Origin of the sequence: Cellulomonas humilata, from assembly GCF_030814415.1 — a bacterium.
Taxonomy (GTDB): Bacteria; Actinomycetota; Actinomycetes; order Actinomycetales; family Cellulomonadaceae; genus Cellulomonas; species Cellulomonas humilata_A.
This window is the reverse complement of record NZ_JAUSVB010000008.1, coordinates 14,154-34,581: the sequence shown is the minus strand read 5'-3', so window position 1 is coordinate 34,581 and position 20,428 is coordinate 14,154. Positions and strand designations below refer to the sequence as shown.

Annotated in this window: 16 protein-coding genes; 9 read left to right on the top strand and 7 right to left on the bottom strand. The window is 68.6% G+C overall.

Translation table 11 applies throughout. The features are described from left to right. Positions 1-2: 2 nt before the first annotated feature. From J2X26_RS21455 to mobF, 4 genes are all read right to left on the bottom strand, one after another. A complete protein-coding gene (locus tag J2X26_RS21455; RefSeq protein ID WP_307494753.1) occupies positions 3-266 on the bottom strand; it encodes a hypothetical protein in 264 nt (87 codons plus the stop codon). Further along, a complete protein-coding gene (locus tag J2X26_RS21450; protein ID WP_307494752.1) occupies positions 250-2,286 on the bottom strand; it encodes a DEAD/DEAH box helicase family protein in 2,037 nt (678 codons plus the stop codon). Before J2X26_RS21450 ends, J2X26_RS21455 begins: the two co-directional genes overlap by 17 nt. A 174-nt stretch (positions 2,287-2,460) precedes the next feature. After that, positions 2,461-3,102: a hypothetical protein gene (locus J2X26_RS21445; protein ID WP_307494751.1), complete on the bottom strand. Its 642-nt coding sequence runs from the start codon at positions 3,100-3,102 to the stop codon at positions 2,461-2,463. Between the two features lie 4 nt (positions 3,103-3,106). After that, complete coding sequence (mobF, locus tag J2X26_RS21440; protein ID WP_307494750.1) at positions 3,107-6,613, bottom strand: MobF family relaxase; 3,507 nt, start codon at positions 6,611-6,613, stop codon at positions 3,107-3,109. Positions 6,614-7,419: 806 nt separating this feature from the next. Between mobF and J2X26_RS21435 the strand changes: the two genes are divergently transcribed. Further along, entirely contained in the window at positions 7,420-7,977 is a 558-nt protein-coding gene (locus J2X26_RS21435; RefSeq protein WP_307494749.1) for an HD domain-containing protein, read from the top strand. On the opposite strand, the gene J2X26_RS21430 is transcribed toward J2X26_RS21435, so the two are convergent. Together J2X26_RS21430 and J2X26_RS21425 are read right to left on the bottom strand one after the other, a co-directional pair. Continuing rightward, positions 7,965-8,435: an NUDIX domain-containing protein gene (locus tag J2X26_RS21430; RefSeq protein ID WP_307494748.1), complete on the bottom strand. Its 471-nt coding sequence runs from the start codon at positions 8,433-8,435 to the stop codon at positions 7,965-7,967. The genes J2X26_RS21435 and J2X26_RS21430 overlap by 13 nt on opposite strands. Before the next feature lie 13 nt (positions 8,436-8,448). Beyond that, positions 8,449-9,183: a helix-turn-helix domain-containing protein gene (locus tag J2X26_RS21425; protein WP_307494747.1), complete on the bottom strand. Its 735-nt coding sequence runs from the start codon at positions 9,181-9,183 to the stop codon at positions 8,449-8,451. Between the two features lie 519 nt (positions 9,184-9,702). Here J2X26_RS21425 and J2X26_RS21420 point away from each other — a divergent pair. The 3 genes from J2X26_RS21420 (at position 9,703) to J2X26_RS21410 (ending at position 12,055) form a co-directional block, all read left to right on the top strand. After that, positions 9,703-10,329, top strand: coding sequence for a hypothetical protein (locus J2X26_RS21420; RefSeq protein WP_307494746.1), 627 nt, complete (start codon positions 9,703-9,705; stop codon positions 10,327-10,329). A 71-nt stretch (positions 10,330-10,400) separates the two neighbouring features. Further along, positions 10,401-11,054: a hypothetical protein gene (locus J2X26_RS21415; RefSeq protein ID WP_307494745.1), complete on the top strand. Its 654-nt coding sequence runs from the start codon at positions 10,401-10,403 to the stop codon at positions 11,052-11,054. After that, the gene (locus tag J2X26_RS21410; RefSeq protein ID WP_307494744.1) at positions 11,054-12,055 is read left to right on the top strand and encodes a C40 family peptidase; all 1,002 of its coding nucleotides are present in this window, start codon (positions 11,054-11,056) and stop codon (positions 12,053-12,055) included. Before J2X26_RS21415 ends, J2X26_RS21410 begins: the two co-directional genes overlap by 1 nt. A 422-nt stretch (positions 12,056-12,477) precedes the next feature. On the opposite strand, the gene J2X26_RS21405 is transcribed toward J2X26_RS21410, so the two are convergent. Continuing rightward, on the bottom strand, positions 12,478-13,245 hold the full coding sequence (locus J2X26_RS21405) for a hypothetical protein (RefSeq protein ID WP_307494743.1): 768 nt from the start codon (positions 13,243-13,245) through the stop codon (positions 12,478-12,480). Between the two features lie 553 nt (positions 13,246-13,798). Between J2X26_RS21405 and J2X26_RS21400 the strand changes: the two genes are divergently transcribed. From J2X26_RS21400 to J2X26_RS21380, 5 genes are all read left to right on the top strand, one after another. Then, a complete protein-coding gene (locus J2X26_RS21400; RefSeq protein ID WP_307494742.1) occupies positions 13,799-14,107 on the top strand; it encodes a DUF6112 family protein in 309 nt (102 codons plus the stop codon). Between the two features lie 17 nt (positions 14,108-14,124). After that, positions 14,125-15,237 (top strand): hypothetical protein, encoded by a 1,113-nt coding sequence (locus J2X26_RS21395; RefSeq protein ID WP_307494741.1) that lies wholly within the window; start codon positions 14,125-14,127, stop codon positions 15,235-15,237. Then, positions 15,234-16,679: an SCO6880 family protein gene (locus J2X26_RS21390; RefSeq protein WP_307494740.1), complete on the top strand. Its 1,446-nt coding sequence runs from the start codon at positions 15,234-15,236 to the stop codon at positions 16,677-16,679. Before J2X26_RS21395 ends, J2X26_RS21390 begins: the two co-directional genes overlap by 4 nt. Before the next feature lie 154 nt (positions 16,680-16,833). Beyond that, entirely contained in the window at positions 16,834-18,084 is a 1,251-nt protein-coding gene (locus J2X26_RS21385; protein ID WP_439897891.1) for an ATP-binding protein, read from the top strand. Beyond that, positions 17,982-19,847, top strand: a complete 1,866-nt coding sequence (locus tag J2X26_RS21380) for a TraM recognition domain-containing protein (RefSeq protein ID WP_307494739.1) — start codon at positions 17,982-17,984, stop codon at positions 19,845-19,847. The genes J2X26_RS21385 and J2X26_RS21380 overlap by 103 nt, the downstream gene beginning before the upstream one ends. Positions 19,848-20,428: the final 581 nt, after the last annotated feature.

Sequence of the window (20,428 nt, the reverse complement as noted above, 5' to 3'; positions counted from 1 at the left end):
TTCTATTCGCCCTTCGGCCGAAACTCCTGCGCCACAACCTCACCTAAGGCCGCGATCTTCTGACGAAAATGGGCTCGACTCTCGTCGAACTGTGTTCGATATGCGGCCTCGACGGCGTCTTCGACGATGTCGTCAGTCACGACTGCCGAGATGGTCGGATGGTCACGTCGGAAATCGCTCCTGTGCACTACTTTTAGGAGCACCGCCTTCGCTCGCTCCTTTGGATCCTTTTGCTCACCCGAATCCACACTATTCATCGTCTTCACCTTCCATCATTGCCGAGATCTCCGCTCCGAAATCTGGGCTCAGAGCGAGCATGTGCTGGAGTTCAAAGGTCGGCGCATCGTTGCGGGCGAGCCGAGCGAATTCTTGGGCACGGAGCGCCTCCCCTCGAGTCAAAACTCCCCCGGCGCTGTCGACGAGCAGCATGTCGTGAACGGCGGCCGAATACTTGTCAACACTTGTGCGCAGGACGCGACCCCGCCGTTGAATATACTCGCGCTCGACCGTTGAGCTCGCAATAATCAAGGCTCTATCGCAGGCGGGTATATCGATCCCCTCGTCGAGGCAACGGATTGCCACAATGATGCCGCCTCGCCGTCCAAAACTGGCCATGACATCGTCGCGCCGGGAGGTCATGTCGGAGTGATACTCCAGTGCTGGCAAGCCATGCTCGAGACATGAAGCAACCATGGCGCCAAGCTGATTCGTGTCATCGCAATATACCAGCCAGCGATCGCCTTCCTGGAACTCCGCTCGAAGCACCGCTAGGGCGGCCGGAACTTTGGCCCGCGCTTGCTTCAGGATGCGCGCTCTCTTGATGAGCAATTTTTGGAGATAAGAGTCCGGCGCGTTTGTGTCGCTTTCACGGCCCGCGACCTTCTTGATATCCATCGTCAGCTTGTCGTACTGTTCTTGCTCTTGATCGTCAAGCGAAGTCTTGTGTAAGAAGTAGTCGTAGGGCACAAGGCGGCCGAGCAGGATCGCTTCAGTGAGGCCGATCACAGGCTCGAGAACTGGGCCATAGAATTCGAGAAGGCTCTGCGTGCCGCTCTCATCGAACTGGCGTGCGTACGTAGCACTGAGCCCCAAGGTTGCCTTGAACGGTCCGGCCTGGAGCGCTCGCAGCACAGACGGTGAGCCTGTCCGGTGCAGCTCGTCGGCGACTAGCAGGAGATCGGGCCTTGAAGAGTCGATTGACTCCTGAAACTGCGGTGACGAGAAGGTCTTGTTAGTGGCCAGCACGATCCGAGGTCGTCCGTCCTGGGCGTGGTCGGAAAGGAGCCACCGGATAACCCCGCGCCACTCGGAGTGGCCGGCGCCAGCAAGGACCAGGTTGGCCTCCGGGAGCTCCGTCCGGAGCTCCCTAGCCCATTGCGTGTGCAGATCCTTGCTCGGGACGACGATGAGCGTCGCACCATCTTGCTCGCCTGCCGACCAGCGACGGATTCCTTCGATGGCAGTGATGGTCTTCCCGGCGCCAGTCGCGAACGAGACTATTCCATGATGGTCGGCGGACTTCCAAGACTCGAGGACGTTCGCTTGGTAGTCCATTAGTTGCTTCTTGCCGACGCTGGGTGCGGCCCGCCGCGCTGTTGCGGCCAAGGCGGCTTCAACGGAGTCGTGCGCATTTTCGCGGAGTAGATCGAGCATCTCTTCGGTGAGGCTGAGTACCTCGATCTCACCTTCCCCACCGGCCCACAATCGATCAAAATAGGCGGCGAGACGCCGTACTCGAGCTAGGTCCGTGGTCCCTTCCCAGCTTGCAAATACTTCGATCGATTCGTGGTTCGCACCCCACCCACTAAAGGTCTCGTTTGCCGATCCGATAAACGCTACTCGTCGATCTTCGTCGTCTTGAAATATCCCAACCTTGTCGTGGAAGATCCCAGCGCCCGGTTGGAGCGCCACGCGTAGGTCCAGAACCCCAGTCGCAACCATGGTCGCGAGCAGCCTCGTCGGAGCAGCTGTCTCAGGCCGCTCAAGCAGGAGGACGAGTTCAGACCGCAGCGCGTCCTCGCCGACTCTCTTCGCAGCCGCGCCCTCTGCGAGAGCCCGCACATCCTCAGACGAGAGCTGAGGCGATGTGATCAGGCGGATCCTTCCGCCGGCGGTGACGAACTGAGAATACGCGGCACTCGTAACGGCGTAGAGCGCGCTGCTGAAGTACCCCGTCGCCCGGTCATAACGGTTCGAGTTCTTGAGGCACGGCACGTAGAAGTCATCGAGCAGCGAATCCTGGCCCGTGCTGTAGTGCGCCTGAAGGTTCTGAAGGTCACGGAGCATGGCTACTCCGACCCGACCAAACGACTGCGGCGTCGGGCTGCGCTTAACCCCGATGCCATGGGGTGAGTATGGCAGCCTCCGTGAGCGCAAATCGGGACCGCGGCGCCGGGTGTCGGTGGAGGTAGCCCGTCTGGTCTAGCGGGTTGCTTCCGAGCGAGCCCGTGACGCCGAACATCAGCTTGCCGCGCGGTCGCGTCCGCGCCGCCGAAACATCCCTTCGGTCGCTCGCGCGACGGCGCGGGCGGCGCGGCGCTGACGACGGTGTTGGCGCCGCACCGAGACCGTCCACGCCCGGCGGAGCCGACGAGCGCGCACGGCCTCGTCGCGTCGGGCCGCCAGCATCTCGGTGGGCGGGAGGACGTCAACCAGGTCCAGCCCGGCTGTGTGCCGGTGGATGAGCGCGTAACTGCCAACGAGGGCGCAAACCTCGGAGAGCCAGATGCCCTCCGCGACGCCAGTGCGCACATCGGTAGCGACTATGTGCTGTCCGGCAGGCGAGCTTTCACGCAACTCCACGACACACACGAGGCTCCATCCGGCGACATCGGCGCGGTCGCGGAGGTCCTGTAGGTGGCTGGCCGCGCGCCGGTCGAGCACGGGCCGTCGCCCAGTCCGCCAAACGCACCACACGAGCCACAACGCCGTCAGCACGTCGGCCGTCTGCCACGCCCGAACCGCCGCAATGTGCAGCTCGGGCGCGACTGCCAGCGAGCCGATACTTCCGACCGCCAGGCCAGCGAGCGCCGCTAGAGCGACGCACGGTCCGACCAACGCGCGAACCCAGCGGCCGAGTTCGCTCAGGATCAGTCCGGCCACGACGTCACCGTCCCGCCGGGGTCTGACGCTCGTTCACCAGAGCCACGACTACCTGTGGACCACGACCTCGGGCAACGGGTCTGTGAACGGACGCCCGCACCTCGCCCAACGCGGCCTCGGCGATAGACCGGGCCGCAGCCCACTGGAGGTCGGTCGGCATCTCGAGGCCGAGCGCCGATCGCTGATCGCTGATCCCGTATCGCTCGCGGTAGGCCGCCACGGTCTTAGCTCTCTCTGCCCAATCGTCGCGGCGCGGAGGCTCCGAAGTCGGCGGCACCAGGTCGTCGAGCCACGGCGCCCCGGCAGCGACCGCTCGTTCGACGAGCAGTCGAGCTCGCTCCTCGATCATCTGAGCGCGGGCAGCGAGCGCAGCCGCGCTCTCGGCGTCCGCAGCACGCTGAGTCGCGGGCAGGAGCCCGGCAACGAATGCGCCCGGCGCTGGCGCCTGCGCGGCGTGCGCCGCGAACTGCTCGACTCGCTCGTGAAGGACGGCGCCCATGTCACGGGAACCGGCCGCCAGCTGCGTCACCAGCATCGGCAGCGCCGCCTCGATGGGTAGCCGGAGTGCGTCGGTGCGGCGCAGGGCAGTGAGCAGCGCGCCGAACGCCGGCGACGACTCGACTTCGCGCACCGCGTCGATGTGCAATCCGGCGTCAGCGAAGGCGGCGAGCCAGATTTGCGCCTCCGCAGCGTGCGCGATCGACTCGTACTCGGCGGCGAGGGTCCGGATCGAGGCAGCGGCATCGGCTTCGTTCTGCCGGGTCTCGTGTGCGGACGTTGCCGCACCGACGTGGCTGAGCACGGACCTCAGTACTTCGCGGCCGGTCGCACGGAACTCGCCGAACCCGGCCAGCGGCTCGGGCCTCGCGTCGGTGCACACGTAAACCCGGTTGGCCTCTCGCGCCCGCGTCATCGCCACGTACAGGACCTCTCGGGTCATCGATGGCCCGGTCACGAGCGCGTGGGCGGTGTCGACGGTGGCTCCCTGGGCACGGAACGCGGTGGTGGCGTAGCCGAGCTCGACGTGAGCGGCGACGTAGTCCGCCGGTAGCACGACCTGAGGGCCGCCGCCCGCGCGTCGGACCTTCAGGGCGCCGTTGTCGCGACGGCCGGTGACCGTCCAGATGTCGCCGTTCTTGACCCATCCGGTGCCGACGACGAGCCGACGGTCGTTACGTCGAGTGACGACGCGATCCCCGACGCCCGCATGCAGCCCGCCGTGCAACGCCGTGCCGACAGGTGCAACACGGCCGGCGAGTAGGCGCTCGGTGTGGGCCCGTTCGTTGAGGGTGTGCACGGTGTCCCGGTCGCCGGCGATGAGTAGCGACGTCTGGCCAGCGTTCTCGTCGGCGGACCATGCCGTGTAGGCCGTTTCGACCATGTCGCCGTGGTCGCCCTCCTGGATACGCCCGTGGGCGGCGTAGTCGTCGAGGGAGGAGACGTCGCCTACGCGCAGTCGAGTCGACGCGTCGCGCTCCCACGGCTCGGCGAAGCGGCGGGCGGCGCCGAGCTCGGGCACGTCGGGGCCGCGGTCGCGTGTCAGTAGGCCGAACGCGCCGCCGGCGTCGATCGCGGAGAGCTGGGCCCAGTCGCCGACCAGCACGAGCTTGGCGCCCGCCTCCCCGGCGCAGGCTGCGATGACGTCGAGCGCGAGGGTTCCGGCCAGTGACGCCTCGTCGAGCACGACGAGCTGGCCGGGGTGAAACCGGAAGCGCTCGACGTCATCGGAGAGCCGGGCCAGATGCTTGGTGAGCGTGCGGATCGTCGTCGGGTCGGTGGTGGCGTGCAGAGCAGCGCGGGCACGTTCGATGCGACGGAGACGATCGGGCTCGGCGTCGTGCTCGACGAGCCACTTGGCCGTGTTCTCGCACAACAGGTCGAGGCTCTGCGCGAGCACGTCAGCCGCGGCGGCGGACGGCGCAAGCCCGACGACCGATGCCTGCCCGTGTTCGCCTTCCCAGGCGGCCCGAAGCGCCGCCAGGGTGCGCGTCTTGCCGGAACCGGCCGGACCTACAAGCACGTCGACGACTCGGCCGGACGTGGCGATTGCCGCTACGGCGGCACACTGGTCGTCGAAGAGGTCAGCTGGCACGACAAGGCTGGGTGACAGGGCAGGGCCGGATAGGTCTCGGCCGCCAGCGAGGAGCCGCGCCTCGGCGTCCAGGAGTCGCTGGGAGGTGTAGCGCTCGGTGCGGTAGGCGCGGAACGCAGTCGCTCCGTCGGCTCGCTGCAGCGCGGGCGGGGACGGGGCGAGGGGTGCAGGGGTCAACCCCACCGATCGACGGATTGCCTCGGCGACGACCGCGTCCGTGGCTGCGTCGCGCTCGTCGGCACTGGCGAAGCGGTAGGTCTTGAACGCGCGAGATGTCTCGGCGTCGATGTTCCACGCCGTCCACGTGGCTCGCTTGGCGGTGAGCGCCGCGACGACGGCCTCGGCAACCTCGGCGATATCGAATGCCGATGGGCTCGGCTCGGGGGTTGCGTTGGCGCGGACCCCCGTCGCCCACGCCACTGCGTCGACGCCGAGAATGGCCGCTGCTCGGGTACGCCAGGTCTCCGTGAGCTCCTCGAGCGAGTGAACGGTCTTGGCGTCGCGGGTTGTTAGCGTGGCACGCTGCCGAAGCCTGAGGATCGTCGCGGGGCCGGGGCGTCGGCCATGCTCGGCAGCCCATTCGTCGACAAGCCTGTCGGTCTCGGCATCGATGGCAGCCGATCTCCGCGAGAACGCCTCGGTCAGCGACCGTGGGACGGCGGCGAGCTCGTAGGCGGGATTGCGTCCGGGACCTCGCTCCCGGAACTCCCAGTCCAGTCCGAGCGTCGCCGAGACGCGGTCGGCGAGCAGGACGTCGTACCGCTCGGACAGCGCCACCGCCGCCTTGTGGATGGCTCGCGAGTCGAGGGTGCGCCACACGCCGTCGGGCCCCTGGACGCGGTTCGCGAGGACGACATGGGTGTGCAGGTTGGGGTCGTTCTCGCGCGAGTCCCAGTGGTCGAATGCCGCGGCGATCACGCCGCGAACGTCGACCTGGGCAACACCGTCGGTGCCCAGCCTCGTCTTGGCCGCGTCGCGCTCGATCAGCGCGATTACGTCATCGACCGCCCGGCGATGGCAGTCGTAGATCGCCTCGCGAGTCTGAGAGTCGCCGAGAGCCCACAAAACACTGACGGACTTCGGCACGGTGAATGTGCAGTCGAAGCCGGCAACAGTTCGTCGAGCGTCCTCGGTGCCGTACACGTGCGGCGAGCGGCCGAGCGCCATGGCGGTTGTCGGGTCCTCGCCGTGACCGAAGATGCGCTCCATCTGGACGGGCGTCGCGAAGGATCCGACCGCCAATCCGTGCCCCCCTTGCAGCCCTTGCAGACCGGTGCCCAGCCACGTTCCAGGCGGCGTCCCGTGCGCGGAGTAGTACCGCGTCATGGGTGAACCCGGTTCTGCGCGGCCGTGGTCCTTGGCGACCGAGTCGACGAGGTAGGTGTACGAGTCGCCGCCGTAGCGGACGCACATGCTCATCACGACTCGCCACCGCCGAGGCTTTCGTCGCGCGCAGCTGCAGCCCGGGCACGGGCGGCCCGTTGGCGGCACGCGTCCGAGCAGTACCGCGCCGACGGACGCATGTGAGCCGCCAGATGGCGGCGACACATCGCGCACCGGCGGAGACCGCTCCGTCGTCGCCAAGACTGGGACTGGCACGCGCGGGAGCAGAACGCCGCGTCGCGGCGTCGCGAGGCGAACCGCTCGCCGCACTCTTGGCAGACGCCGTTCGTCGTCCCGCCGACCGGCGTCGGCATGGCGAGGTCGACCCAAGCACGCACAGGCCAGCGACGACGATTCCTGCGACGGGTAGCCATGGCCACGGGAGGGCGCCGCGCGCGCACCCGTTACGGCAGCGGCCTCACATGCCAGAGGAGTGGGGATGATCGTGCGCGTTCGGGGGTCGTGAGAATCGAGACGCCGAATCGTGGCACGAGCCTCAAGACTTCCCGTCTCAACGTCGATTGCTGCACATGCCTAGCGACTGGCGCCGATCGGATCGCACCATCGAGAGCATGCTCGGCGGGCCTGCACCAACACCTCGACGCAGCCGCGTTTCGACCGCGCGGCGCGGGCAACGAGTCACAGGGTCAAGGCGCATCGCTGGGTCTCGTCGACGTCAGCAAGCACCGATGCCGGTACAGCGCGCGCGGTCCGACCGGTGGGCGTACGTCGCTCTCGGTGTCATCGCGGTGGGCTACCTGCTGCTGAGAGGTGCAGCGGGTCTCGGCTTGATTGGACTCTCCTAGAAGTCACCTACAGGCTGCAGGGCCTACGTTGGGCGCATGGGGACTCTCGTTGACCTCCAGGAGGCGCGAGCAGAAATGATGCGTCTCTTGGCGCCCTCGGGGCTGCGCCAGGAGCACGTGCGTGGCGTCGCGCGAGCGGCGGAGGCAGCCAGCGACATGCTCGACGTGAGCCCGCTGGTCGTCGCTGCCGCCTGGCTGCACGACATCGGGTACGCACCCGCACTTGCACACACCGGGCTTCACGGTCTGGACGGCGCTCGCTACCTTCGCGGCGTCCGCGCCAACGGTCGGCTTTGTCGGCTCGTCGCCAATCACACGCATGCCTGGGTTGAGGCAGAGGCGCGTGGCCTGGCCGACGTGCTCGCCGAGGAATTCCCGGCCGAGTACTCGTTGACTGCCGACGTCTTGACTTACGCCGACCTTACGACTGGCCCCGACGGTGAACCGGTCACAGTCGAGGAGCGCATCGCAGAGATACTGCGCCGGTACCCGCCCACCGACGTCGTGCATCGCTCGATCGACCAGGCCGCCTCAGAGCTCGTCGCGACAGTTCGCCGCGTGGAGGCGGCGTTCGCCGAAGCTCAGCCCAGGTAAGGCGACTCCTGCTCGTCGAGGAAGTGGTCGATGCGAAGCCGCATCGACGGGTGGATCGTCAGGCCGTCCAGCGCCTCGCGCTCGACCCAGCGCAGCTCGTGGCTCTCGGAGTCCTTCTCGAGCGACCCGCCCAGCACGCGGCATCGGAAGGACAAAGTGAACTGCTGTCGCACCTCCCCGTCGGAGTAGGCGATGAGGGCGCGTGGATCGGTGTAGATCCCAACTAGCCCCGCCACCTCGACGTCGAGTCCGGTCTCCTCGCGAACCTCTCGGACGATCGTCTGGACGATGCTCTCGCCGAACTCGTGTGTGCCGCCGGGCAGTGCCCAGAGGTCGTTGTCGACGCGGTGCTCAAGCAGTAGCCGGCCTTCGTCGTCGGTGATGCAGGCGACGGCGGCCGGCACGATGCTGTTCGGCTCGGGAGCGTCGGGATCGTCGTAGTAGTCGGTGCGGGCCATGGTCGCCTCCGCCTCAACGGTAGGCATGGGCGCCGGCCCACACCTTCTCGAAGCAGTCACCGTAGTCGTCGAGCCTGAACCCGTCAGGGGTCCGCCGGAGGTGCATCCACACGCTGCGGGCCGCTGGCACGCCGAGGATGTGGTGGTTGATAAGCCCTTCGTCGCCGGCGAGGTATTGCGATGCGTACAGCGTCGTGTCGTGCAAGCGCACCTCGACGCCGGGGTGATCGGCCAGCGGCTCGACGAGGTGCAGCGCGTTGCGTACTCGAGCCGCCATGTCGATGCCCTCCTCCTGGCCCCGCAGCAGCACGGCGGGGCAGTCCGGGTCACCGAACGCCAACCGGACCGCGATCCCCTCGTCGGCCCGCTCGCGCAGCCGGGCGATGATGCCAGGGTCGTTCTCGAAGAACGGCAAGCCTGCGTACACCAGCACCCGCACGCTCGCCGTCGCACGACGGACGAGCCCTTGCCAGAGGTCGGCAGGAACGGCTCCCCGATGCGGGTAGAGGGTGATGCTGGCCGACGGCCCCGAGCTCGAGTCACTGGATGCAGCCCAGAAGTAGCTCGGCTCGACGCCGAGTGCCTGCGCTACCGCCCACTGGTTGTCGACGCGCGGAACTCGGCCGATGAACACCCAGCGCTCGACGGTCTTGAGATCCACACCGACCACCTCGGCGAGGCGGGCAGGGCTAAGGCCGCGGCCGTGCATCGCGCCCTCGAGCTTGGTGTTGCGCGCGCGGATCGTCATGGTCGCACCCCTTGCTGTCCACATCCGGATCTGCTGCGACGCCGCTGCGCGTCCCACGAGGGGAAGCTGCGCCCCACACATAGGTGTGCGGATCGACGCGCAACACGCGAGGCAGGGCGGTTCGTGAGCGCGAAGCCGACCTGCAAGGCGAACGTCTCGCCGGACCTGTGCCGCGTCCCACCGCCGTCCCGGACGTCCTGAAGCGTCCTGCCGCGCGGTGACGCCGTCCCCGCCTCCGGCGGTCCGATGCGTTCCATGCGATGCGAACCGACACACCCCGACACCGTCCCGTCCAACTCGGCAGGAACCCGCCTCGACCGCGTAGCCGAACTGGCCGACGCCGACACCAACGACGGCCTGCGTGCGGCGCTCGCCCTCGTCATGACGCAGGGCTGGGATTGCCCGGCGGGCAGATCGGTCCTGGCCGCTCTCTCGCGGCGGATGACCGCGTGGGGTCGCGCCGTCCTTCGCGGCAGGTCTACCGGCTGCGGGCCGGTACCTCCCGGAGAGGTGCTCTCGATGGCATGGATCACGCTCGACAGGTTCTCCGCTCAGGTCGCCGCAGCCGACGCCCCGTGGGCATATCTGTGGACAGCGGTGCAGAACGCGCTGGTGGTGGAAACAGCGGCGGCCAGCCTCCTGAGCCAGCAGGCGGTCCGACGAGCTCGCCGCGAGTGGCCCAATGGCGTGCAACGGCTCGAGGATGACGAGCTCGACCGAGCGTGCTCGCTCGGTCAGCTCGACGGGTCACGCCTCGGGTCAGTGCCGGACGAGCCGTCGCCGGCCGTTGCGACCCTCGTCAGGATCCTGGCCGGTTCCGACGCCGCGCGGGTCGATTTCTGGACAGATGCCGTCGGGCGAGCGCTCGACGTAATGGCGGACGCACGGCGCTCTTATGAGGAGACCAACCTCCGGCGCGACGTCTACCTCTGCGACGTGCTCGAGCTGGATGCCGACGAGCTTGCCGCTCTCGCCGCTCTGCTCATCGGCCCTCGCCGGGGCAATCGGGCCGACCACTCAATGCTGCTCGCCCTCCATCGCAACCCGGGTGCGCGCCCGGAGGACGTCACGGGCGCAGCTGCGCGGATCGCGCTGCTCCGTGCCCATGGGTCCTCGCGTGCGGGTCAGCGACACGACGCAGCCTGATGCCTGGTAGTGCGCGCACGCGGTGCTCTCCGCCGCATGCCGTGTCGTGCCATCGGGTCGAGGAGGCAGTCGTGAGGCGAGTCGTGCTGGTTAGCGGGCTGATCGTCGCCCTCGTCGCCGCTGTCTTTCTCGCTGCCTCGCCATGGCGGCCCGGCGGTCCTTCGACGGCGACTCCATCCGTTCGGCTTGCGCCCTCGCCGACGAGGGTTGCCCCTTCGGTCGCCGCGGCTCCCGAGCCGGCTCTGGCCGGCAATGTCGTCGTCACCGATGAGCCAGCGCTGTACGCGTCGGCGGTCGCGTCACTCGTCTTCGGGATGGACACCCGCAGCGTCGACGCCGCTGCCTACCGAACGTCACTCCTGGCCGAAGCGGACCCCAACCTCACGGAGACCGGGCTGGCCGATCTCCAGCGGCTGGTCGACGATCGCATCCCGGCCGACGACGAGTGGGAGCGGATGCGCGAGAACGCCCAGCGCTCGGTGTTCGTCGTCTCGCAGACCTGGGAGCCCGGCTCCTGGCAGCAGGTGGTGATCGCGGGCCAGGCCGAGCCGGGCTGGTCGATGCGGAACGTCACCGGCGTCCAAACCACGCACTATTCGGAGGACGGCCAGCAGCGGGAATCGTCGCGTGAGCGGACGATCACCATTGGCATGCGCTGCCCAGCGAGCGGTGCGGGTGTTGACCGCTGCTGGCTCGTTCTCCTCGGCGCCACCGTGGTGCCTTGATGCTCCGGGTCGTCGCCTTCCTGCTCTCCCTGGCGCTCGCGCTCGCCGCGATCGTGGGCGGACTGATCGCCGTCGCTGGGAACGACGCGACGTCCTGCATGGCGACCGCCACCGGCCCGGTTGACGAGCTCGACGTCGAGCAATCGGCCTCCGCGCGCGTCATCGTCGCCGTCGGCCAGCAGCTCGGAATACCCACTCGCGGCCTACTTGTCGCACTCATGACAGCGCGCCAAGAGTCCGGACTGCGCAATCTCGACTACGGAGACCGCGACTCTCTCGGGCTGTTTCAGCAACGGCCCTCGATGGGGTGGGGCACGCCAGAGCAGGTGCGCGATCCCGCGTACGCAGCGGCCGCGTTCTACGGCGGCCCGGCGTCGCCGACCCCGAACCGGGGACTGATGGACGTGCCGGCCTGGGAAACAATGCAGCTAAACGACGCCGCCCAGGCGGTGCAGCGCTCGGGCTTTCCGGATGCCTACGCCCGGTGGGAGGTACCTGCGAGGCAATGGCTATCGGCGATCGCGAGCGACTCGGCGGCCGGAGGTGGTTGCCCGGAAGTCAGCCCGTCGTCCGCAGTTGCGATCACGGCAGCCATGCGCTGGCTCGGCGCTCCGTACGCCTGGGGAGGCGGCAGTCTCGACGGACCGAGCCTCGGCTTCGGCAGCGGCGCCGGCACGGTCGGCTTCGATTGCTCAGGTCTGACCCGGTACGCCTGGGCTCAGGCCGGCGTCCTCCTCCCCCGCGTTTCGCGCGACCAGTGGAACGCCCCGGGCGTGCGGGTCACGGCGATGGCGCAGATCCAGGCGGGCGATCTGCTTTTTTTCGCGTCCGACCTCCACGACCCTTCGACGATCTTCCACGTGGCGCTGTCGCTCGGCGGAGATGCAATGGTAGAGGCGCCCCAGACGGGCGACGTTGTGAAGATCGTCGAGGCACTGTCGAGCAATCCGTACTGGGCGCCGAAGTTCATCGGGGGACTCCGCCTCGCCGCCTCTTCGTAGGGCCTCGTCGCCTACGTCTTAGGGAACCAAGGACTCTGCCTCGAGCTAGTGCACGCGGAGTGCTGCAAGATCCTGCACCGGTACCGAAACGCGGCGCACCACCGTGAAAGAGTTCGACCAGATGCCCTCGGACCAGCGGTTCTTCGTCCGCTGCCAACTGCCTCACGAGTAGCGCCATCTCGTCCACGAGACCACCGCCATCCGGATATATCGCTCAGATTTCCGGGTCCGAGTGCCGAGGACGACCTGGCCAGGCGGTGCGACGGAGAGCGTGAACCTTGGGCGGGAGTTGGCCGCCTTCTTCTTTGGTGCGAGGTGCGGTCGCAGCGACGCCTGGAGGGCTCGCAGGACGCCGCGGCCTGCTTTAGGGGTCTGACGGCCACTGGTCTGACTGCGCAGAGCCCTCCTTGATCTCGCGTTAGTTACGCATCTGCGTTCAGCCTCGAACGCAACGAGCTAGCAAGTTTCCCGCACATCGCGGGAATCGAATCGAGATACTGCCTCCCGGCGCTTCGATAGTCATGCAGTCGGGGCAGCTGATCTTCTGAACCTAACAATTGCCATGCGAGCAAGTTCAGATTCGGTGGTGGCGCTGGGTAGGATGGCGGCGGCGGCCAGGTCGCGAAGGAACGGGCGTACGCCTTGAACGTTTCGTCAGCAAGCGCTTCGTCAAGCCGCTGCGCATTAGCGACGTCTCGGTACCGATCGCGGTACTCCCAAATCAACCCGGCCAAGTACTCGTCTGCTGCGTGCAGCTGCTGGAGGTACGGCTTCGCCGCGTCGCCCCATCGCGCGGCAAAGCGTAGACCCAAGGCATTCAAGCGAACTCTGGATAGGATCACGTCTTGCATACGATCCCGATACGAGGTCGCTGATCGGTGCGCTTCAATCAGAATTCGAGCGTTCTCTAATCTGCTCCGGATATCTTCAAGTTCTGCGATCGCCTCGTGCACGAAAGCATGCTCCCCCTGCTGATCTCTCTGCCGTCGAGCGATCTGATCCAAATGCTCCTCGCGCTCCCGCACGTGTTGCTCCATAAGTAGTTTGACGATCCCGCCGATGAACGCCACGCCGATGATCGTTATTAGCGCCTTCGCAACTTCCATCCAAAGCGCGCTTGCCTCAAGCCCTTCGGCGTTCATCCACAGCACTACTAGACCGGCAAAAGCGGTTAGCGCGACGAGCGCCACGCCGGCCAAAGATCGGCTTATGGCCGTGCTGCGGCCATGCGATCTATCGCTTGTTTCGTCACGCTTCTCAGGCAACTTAGCCACCCCCTGTGGCGGACGTGTCGACCATTGGGCTGTCGTTCTCGGGCACTGCCGACCAGTCGAGCGTATCGGGCGGACTTCGCGAAACCGGCCGCCTCGACGTTCATCCTGGCGCCGTGAGGATCAAGGGGCGGGTGGGCAAGCTCCACACGCCAGGAAGGTGGAGGTCGCCCGACGGGACGAGCACGACGCCCGAGACTTCGGACTAAGGCGCGCGCGACCCCTACCGGTGCCGAGGGTCCAGCGTGGTCGAGATCAGAGAGTGGGCTGCCGTCCAAGGTGCGGCGACGTGGACCGCACCTGGAGGGATCGGCCCGAGGTGAGCACGACGAGCCCGCGCAGGTCTCGGTACTGACGCGCACGTATCGCGGTTGGCAAGTCCTCGTAGTCGGCCGATCAAGTGCGCGCGCCGTGCCCTCCCCTCGCCGGACATGGCCACACGGCCGTTGTCCGCCCGAGTCCAGGAGGAGCCATGTGGGTCACCGCCTTCCACGCGCTGTTGCCGTTCGACGACCCAGGGATCACGTCCAACACCAGCGGCCTGCCGGGCCTCGAGCAGCTGCGCACGATCGTCGGGGCGATGCTCACGTTCAGCCTGGTCGCCTGCGTCGCGGCGCTGGTCGCGTCGGCAGTGGTCTGGGGATTCGGCTCAAACTCGGGCAACCCGCACCTCGCCGGACGCGGCAAGACCGGCGTGGTCGTTGCCGCCGGGGCTGCGCTGCTGATCGGCGCGTCGAACGCGATCATCACCTTCTTCTCCAACGCCGGCTCTCTCATCTGAGCGGGCGGAGGCACAGCATGGACATGTGCGACCTCCTGCCGCTGTCCCCCGCGTGCATCGCCACCGGTGCGGCCAGCCAGATCACCGGCGTGGCCAGCGACACGATCCTCGATGCGATCGCGACGCGGTTCGCTGACGCCACAGCGTCGGTGATGGCAGCGACCTATGACGCGATCTCGACGACGACCACGGTCGACCTCAGCGCGAGCTACGTGCGGCAGAACGCCGCCGCACTGGCAGCCGCGGCGCTGGTAGTCGTGGTCGGGCTCTTCATCGTTCAGGTGGTCGGTGCAGCGATTCGTCGCGAGCCGGGCGGCCTGCTGCGAGCGGTGACGGGTGCGGGTGCGGCCGTGCTGGGCACCGCAGTGGTCGGTGCCGTCGTGCAGTCGCTGCTGATCGCCGTCGACGGGTTGTGCGACGCGCTCGCCGGCCTGGCGGGCACGTCGATCGAGCAAGCGGCTCGGCAGATGTTCGATGCTGCCGCCCTGTCGTCGATGGCCACCCAGTCCGGCGGGGGCGCCGTGATCGCCATCCTGTTCGGCTTGCTCTTCATCCTTGGCGCCGTGCTGACTCTCGGCACTCTGCTGGTCCGACAAGCTCTGATCGTCGTCGCCGTGGTGGTCGCGCCACTCGCTCTCGCCGGAGGCACGGCCCGCGTGACCTCGGGCTGGGTGCGTCGCTGGGTCCAGGTCACCCTCGCGCTCATCCTGTCGAAGCTCGCGATCGTTGTGGTGTTCGTCGTCGCGGTCGGCATGCTCGGAAACGCCCAGGGGATCGGCGCGCTGCTCTCCGGCGCGATCCTTCTGCTCCTCGCCGCGCTTGCGCCGTGGGCATGCTTCAAGGTCCTCGACTTCGCCGGAACCCACGTGGCGTCCGAGTGGCACCGCGCCACGAACGGCTCCACGCTCGCCGCCGCCCACCAGACGCGGATCAACGCGCAGTCCGTCATGCGCGCTGTGGCTCCGGTCGTCGGCGGTGCGGGCGGCGGCGCCGCGCAGGTCTCGGCGGGGAGTGCGGCCACCGCTCGGCCCGCGAGCACCCCGCCGCCAATGGTCCGGGCGAGCTGGCAGTCACCTACGCCAACCGCCGCCGCGACGCCGGTGGCCGCGAGCAAGGGACCGTCCTCATGACGGCGACCGATGCCACCACGTCGCGGACCGTGCGGTTCGGCCGGCGATCGACGCGCGGCGTGCTCCTCGGTCTCTCAGCGCCGCGGCTTGCTGCGGTGGGATTCGCGTTCCTCGTCGTCGTGCCCGCGATCTACACGGCAGGGCTGTCTGGGGTGGCGATGACCTCTCCGGCCTGGGGCCTCGCGCTGGCATCAGCGTTCGTGTCAGTCGCTGGCCGACGAGCGGTCGAGTGGGTGCCGGTGTACGGGCAGTGGCTCGTACGACGAGCGTTGCACCAGGACGAGTACCTCGTGCGCGTGAGCCGTCCGCGACCCGCCGGGACGCTCGCGCTGCCCGGTGACGCGGCATGCCTCCGGGTGTACGTCGATCCAGTGATCGGCGCGGCGATGGTGCACGACCCGTACAGGCACACCCTCACCGCGGTCGCCCGAGTGCGGCACCCGTCGTTCGTACTGCAGGCGCCCGCCGACCAGGACCGGCGAATCGCCGGGTGGGGGCGAGTCCTTGCCACCGCGTGCGCGTCGGGCCGCCTCGCTCGGATCCAGGTGCTCGAGCGGACCCTGCCTGACTCCGGCACCGGAGTGCGCGCACATTGGGGCGCCCACGGCACCGGACCCGACTCGTGGGCCGGCGAGCAGTACGAGTCGCTCCTGGCCGACGCCGCCCCCACCACGGAGCGGCACGAGACCTACCTGGCAGTGAGCCTGGACATGAGCCGCACCCGACGAGCCATCCGTGCGGAGGGTGGCGGCGTGCGCGGAGGTGCCGCGGTACTCCGGCGCGAGCTCGGCACGATGACCGCCGCCCTGCGCGCTGCCGAGGTCGCGCCCGAGGGCTGGTCCGGTCCCGACGAGTTGGCTGTCATGCTCCGGTCCGCCTACGACCCGACTGCTCGACTGGACGAACGCTCGACCGGACGTGACCTGGCGGGAGCCGGCCCCATCGGCGTCCAAGAGCACCTGGACCATCTGCGCACCGACGCCGGCCTCCACGTCGTCTACTGGATCAGCGAGTGGCCGCGAGCCGACGTGCACCCCGGCTTCCTGTCCCCACTGCTGCTGGCCGCCGGCGTGCGCCGCACCATGTCGATCGTCGCCCAGCCGCTCACTACGGCCGAGGCCATGCGCGCAGTGCGCAAAGCCCGCGTCGAGTACCAGACCGACGCCGCGCACCGAGAGCGCATCGGGCAGCTGAGCGACGCGGGCGCGGACCAGGAGTGGGCCGACGTCACCCAGCGTGAACGCGACCTCGTCGCCGGCCACGGAGACCTGCGGTACGCCGGCTTCGTCGTCGTGACCGCCCCAGATCTCGACGCACTGGACGCCGCTCGAGCCGCCGTCGAGCAGGCCGCGATCCAGGCCGGATGCGAGACGCGGCTGTTGCTCGGCCAGCAGGCCCAGGCCTTCGCCGCGGCCGCACTGCCGCTGTGCCGGGGAATCTGACATGCACACGAAGCAACGACTCCTTGACGTCCGCCACGATTCACCGGCGGACCGTTCACGAGCTTCGCGCGCATCGTCGTCACCAGGGACCAGGTATCTGCCGCGTGCCGGCGAGCCGGGACCACGGGCGCTACGGTCATGGCTGCGGTTCGCCGTGCCCCCGCACGCCGCCACCTCGGCGACTCTGGCCGGCGCGTACCCGTTCCTCGCTGAAGCGGGACTCGGTTCGGCCGGGGTGCTCGTCGGTTCGGACCTGCTGTCCGGTGGTGCGTTCGTCTACGACCCATGGGTGCTGTACCAGCAAGGCGTCCTGACGAACCCGAACGTGCTCCTCGCGGGGGTCATCGGCACCGGCAAGTCCGCATTGGCCAAGGCGCTCGCGACTCGCTCGTCCGCCTTCGGTGTGCGGATCTATGTCCCGGGCGACCCGAAGGGCGAGTGGACCGCGGTCGCTGCCGCCCTTGGCGGGCGGACGATCGCCCTCGGGCACGGGCTGCCGACCCGCCTCAACCCGCTGGACGCCGGACATAGGCCGAGCGGGCTGACTGAGGCGCAGTGGAGTGGGGTCGTGGCTGCGCGACGGCGCGAGCTGATGGGTGTGCTCGCCGAGACCGTTCTCGCCCGTCCGCTGCGGCCGGTCGAGCACACCGCCCTGGACACAGCACTCGTCGCCGTCGTCGCTACGTCACCAGATCCGACTCTGCCGCTCGTCGTCGACCGCCTGATCGATCCGCGCGGCGTCGACGATGCAGAGACACTCCTGCTGCGTGCGGACGGGCGCGAGGTCGCGCACGCGCTGCGTCGGCTCGTCCACGGGGACCTCGCCGGAATCTTCGACGGTCCGTCCAGCGTGCCGTTCGACTCCGACGCGCCAATGGTCACCCTCGACCTGTCTGCCGTCTCGGGGAACGACACTCTGCTGTCACTGGTGATGACGTGCGCGTCCGCCTGGATGGAGGGCGCACTGCTCGACCCCGACGGGGGTCGGCGCTGGGTCGTCTACGACGAGGCATGGCGAGTGCTGCGGCACCCAGCGCTGATCAGACGCATGCAGACCCAGTGGAAGCTCTCGCGCGCCTACGGAATCGCCAACCTCATGGTTATCCACCGGCTCTCGGACCTCGACGCGATCGGTGATCAGGGGTCGGAGGCACGGGCGCTCGCCCGCGGCCTGCTCGCCGACTGCTCCACACGGATCGTGTACCGACAGGAGAGCGACCAGCTGAGCGGGTCGGCCGCCGTGCTCGGGCTCACGCAGACCGAGACAGACCTGCTGCCGACGCTCGGGCTCGGTCAGGGCCTATGGCGCATCCGCGACAGGGCCTTCGTGGTCCAGCATCAGCTCACCCGTGGCGAGCACGCCCTGTTCGACACGACGCTGCGAATGTCGGCGGGTACGCAATGACTGACCGGTCGGAAACATCGTCGTCCAGCCTGACCAACCTGTTGCTCGGCGCTCTATTCGGAGTTCTCGGCGTGGCAGGGCTTCTCTGGGTCGGCGCGGCAGTCGCCGCTGCGCTCACCGGTCGGACGGCACCGCCGTGGGGCCTCGAAGGGCCAATAGGGCTCCTCCGCCACCCCGGAGACCCCACCACCGCCTGGGGGACCCCGATGCCGGGACCAGTGCTGTGCTGGGCGGTCACCGCTTTTGTCGTGCTGGCCGCCTCGACTGCCGCGTTGTTCCTCGTGCGGTTGTGGCGCGGGGGCGCCCACGCACGTCGTCGGGACCCCCGGAACTTGCCCGGCACGGCGTCGGCGAGCGAGGTGCGTCAGGCGGCTGGCTCGCGGTCGGTCGTGCGACGAGCCCGGCATGCCCGACCGTCGCTGGTCCGTCCGCATCCGCGAGAGGTCGGCTACCTCCTCGGCAGGTCCCGCGGCGTCGCTGCCTGGGCGTCGGTCGAGGACTCGATCTTGGTCGTCGGACCGCCGCGCTCCGGCAAGGGCCTTCACCTGGTTGTCCCCACGATCCTGGACGCACCCGGGGCAGTCGTGACCACGTCCACACGACCAGACAACCTCGCGGTGACTTACCAAGCCCGACGAGCACTGGGACCAGTGGCCGTGTTCGACCCGCAGCAGCTCGCCACTGGGATCCCCGACGGGCTGCGCTGGTCTCCAGTTCGCGGTTGCGAGACGCCGCAGGTGGCGATGATCCGGGCACGCGGTCTGGCTGCTGGCACCGGCATGTCTCGTACGGTCGAGGGCGGCGACTTCTGGCAGGGCCAGACCGAGTCCGTGCTGCGCGCGCTTCTGCACGCCGCCGCCCTCGACCAGCGCACCGCCCGCGATCTGTACCGGTGGTCGCTGGAGCCAGCCGCGGTGACCGAGGCGATCACGATTCTCGGACGTGACGGAGCTGCGCCGGGCTGGGACAACGCCCTCGAGCAAGCAGCGCACGCCGACCCCCGCACCCGCGACTCGATCTGGCTCGGCGTGCGCCAGGCCTTGTCCGCACTCGCCGATCCGCGGGTGCTCGACGCGGTCACGCCGACGGACGACGAGTCGTTCGACCCCTCGTCCTTCCTGCGCGCTCGAGGGACGCTCTACGTGCTCGGCACCGCATCCGGTGCCGGCGCCGCCGCGCCGCTCGTCGCCGCGCTCGTCGAAGACATGGTCGAGAGCGCACGCCGCATCGCGGCGAGCTCCCCCGGCGCTCGACTCGACCCGCCCCTGCTGCTCGCGCTCGACGAGATCGGGAACCTCGCTCCCCTGCCGTCGCTACCCGCGCTGATGTCCGAGGGTGGCGGATCAGGGGTGACGACCCTGGCCGTGCTCCAGTCGCTGTCGCAGGCCCGCGACAAGTGGGGCGAGCAGCAGGCCGGCACGCTGTGGGACGCCGCCATCGTGAAGGTCATCCTTGGCGGCGGCTCCAACGCTCGCGACCTCACCGACCTTGCTGCGCTCATCGGCGACCGCGATGAGGAGACGACGACCGTCTCCCGAGATCCACGCGGCGGGCGGTCGACGTCGTCGTCGTGGCGGCGGGTGCCGGTGATGGAAACCTCCCGGCTTCGCACGCTGCCCTTCGGGACAGCCGTTCTGCTGCTGCGCACGGCGCCGCCGATCGTTCTCGACCTCATGGCGTGGACAGACCGCCACGACTCGGCCGCTCTTCGTGATGCACGCGACGGTATGGAGCAACAGATGGTGCCCGCGAGCCGGAGCTGAGCTTGCGCCGCGCACACTTCGCGCGACGGACGGTGCGCGCATCGAGGTCTCCCTGGATGACGAAAGGAGACTGCCATGCTATCCAGCACCCCGCCCACCACCCCGCCCGACGACGCTGTCGCGACAGCCCGAGGGTGGCTCGCGCTCGCTTTGGAGGCGTGCGTGACCCCGTCCGCCGGCGCGCTCGCGCTCTGCGGTACCTGGGACGAGCTGGACCTGACCGGGTCACTCGGGTTGGTCGAGCCGCCTCGAGCCGGGCACCTGGACGCGACGGAGCTTGTCGACCGCGCGCGATCGACGCTGCGTACCTACGTGGCGACGGCGCCAGCTGAGACGTTGCCCCCGCTGGCGAGAGCACTGGACCACCTCGACGAGGCAGGCCGCTTGCTGCCAATGGAGTCGACCTGCGACGGCCAACCGTGGCGATGACACCCTCCGCCGCGTCTGCCCGTGCCGCACGGTTCGCTGCACAGGCGCTGACCGCGGAACCCTCGGACGATGACGGGTTGCTCGTCGCAGCGCTGCAGAACGACCTTGCCGCGCTCCTCTTGGAGACAATCGTCGCGGCCACTGACCTCACT

Bases quoted from the DNA above. Each gene is read 5' to 3' on its own strand.
- J2X26_RS21450 (WP_307494752.1), bottom strand. From the start codon at position 2,286: ATGCTCCGTGACCTTCAGAACCTTCAGGCGCACTACAGCACGGGCCAG.
- mobF (WP_307494750.1), bottom strand. From the start codon at position 6,613: ATGAGCATGTGCGTCCGCTACGGCGGCGACTCGTACACCTACCTCGTC.
- J2X26_RS21435 (WP_307494749.1), top strand. From the start codon at position 7,420: ATGGGGACTCTCGTTGACCTCCAGGAGGCGCGAGCAGAAATGATGCGT.
- J2X26_RS21430 (WP_307494748.1), bottom strand. From the start codon at position 8,435: ATGGCCCGCACCGACTACTACGACGATCCCGACGCTCCCGAGCCGAAC.
- J2X26_RS21425 (WP_307494747.1), bottom strand. From the start codon at position 9,183: ATGACGATCCGCGCGCGCAACACCAAGCTCGAGGGCGCGATGCACGGC.
- J2X26_RS21420 (WP_307494746.1), top strand. From the start codon at position 9,703: ATGGCATGGATCACGCTCGACAGGTTCTCCGCTCAGGTCGCCGCAGCC.
- J2X26_RS21410 (WP_307494744.1), top strand. From the start codon at position 11,054: ATGCTCCGGGTCGTCGCCTTCCTGCTCTCCCTGGCGCTCGCGCTCGCC.
- J2X26_RS21400 (WP_307494742.1), top strand. From the start codon at position 13,799: ATGTGGGTCACCGCCTTCCACGCGCTGTTGCCGTTCGACGACCCAGGG.
- J2X26_RS21395 (WP_307494741.1), top strand. From the start codon at position 14,125: ATGGACATGTGCGACCTCCTGCCGCTGTCCCCCGCGTGCATCGCCACC.
- J2X26_RS21390 (WP_307494740.1), top strand. From the start codon at position 15,234: ATGACGGCGACCGATGCCACCACGTCGCGGACCGTGCGGTTCGGCCGG.
- J2X26_RS21380 (WP_307494739.1), top strand. From the start codon at position 17,982: ATGGCGCATCCGCGACAGGGCCTTCGTGGTCCAGCATCAGCTCACCCG.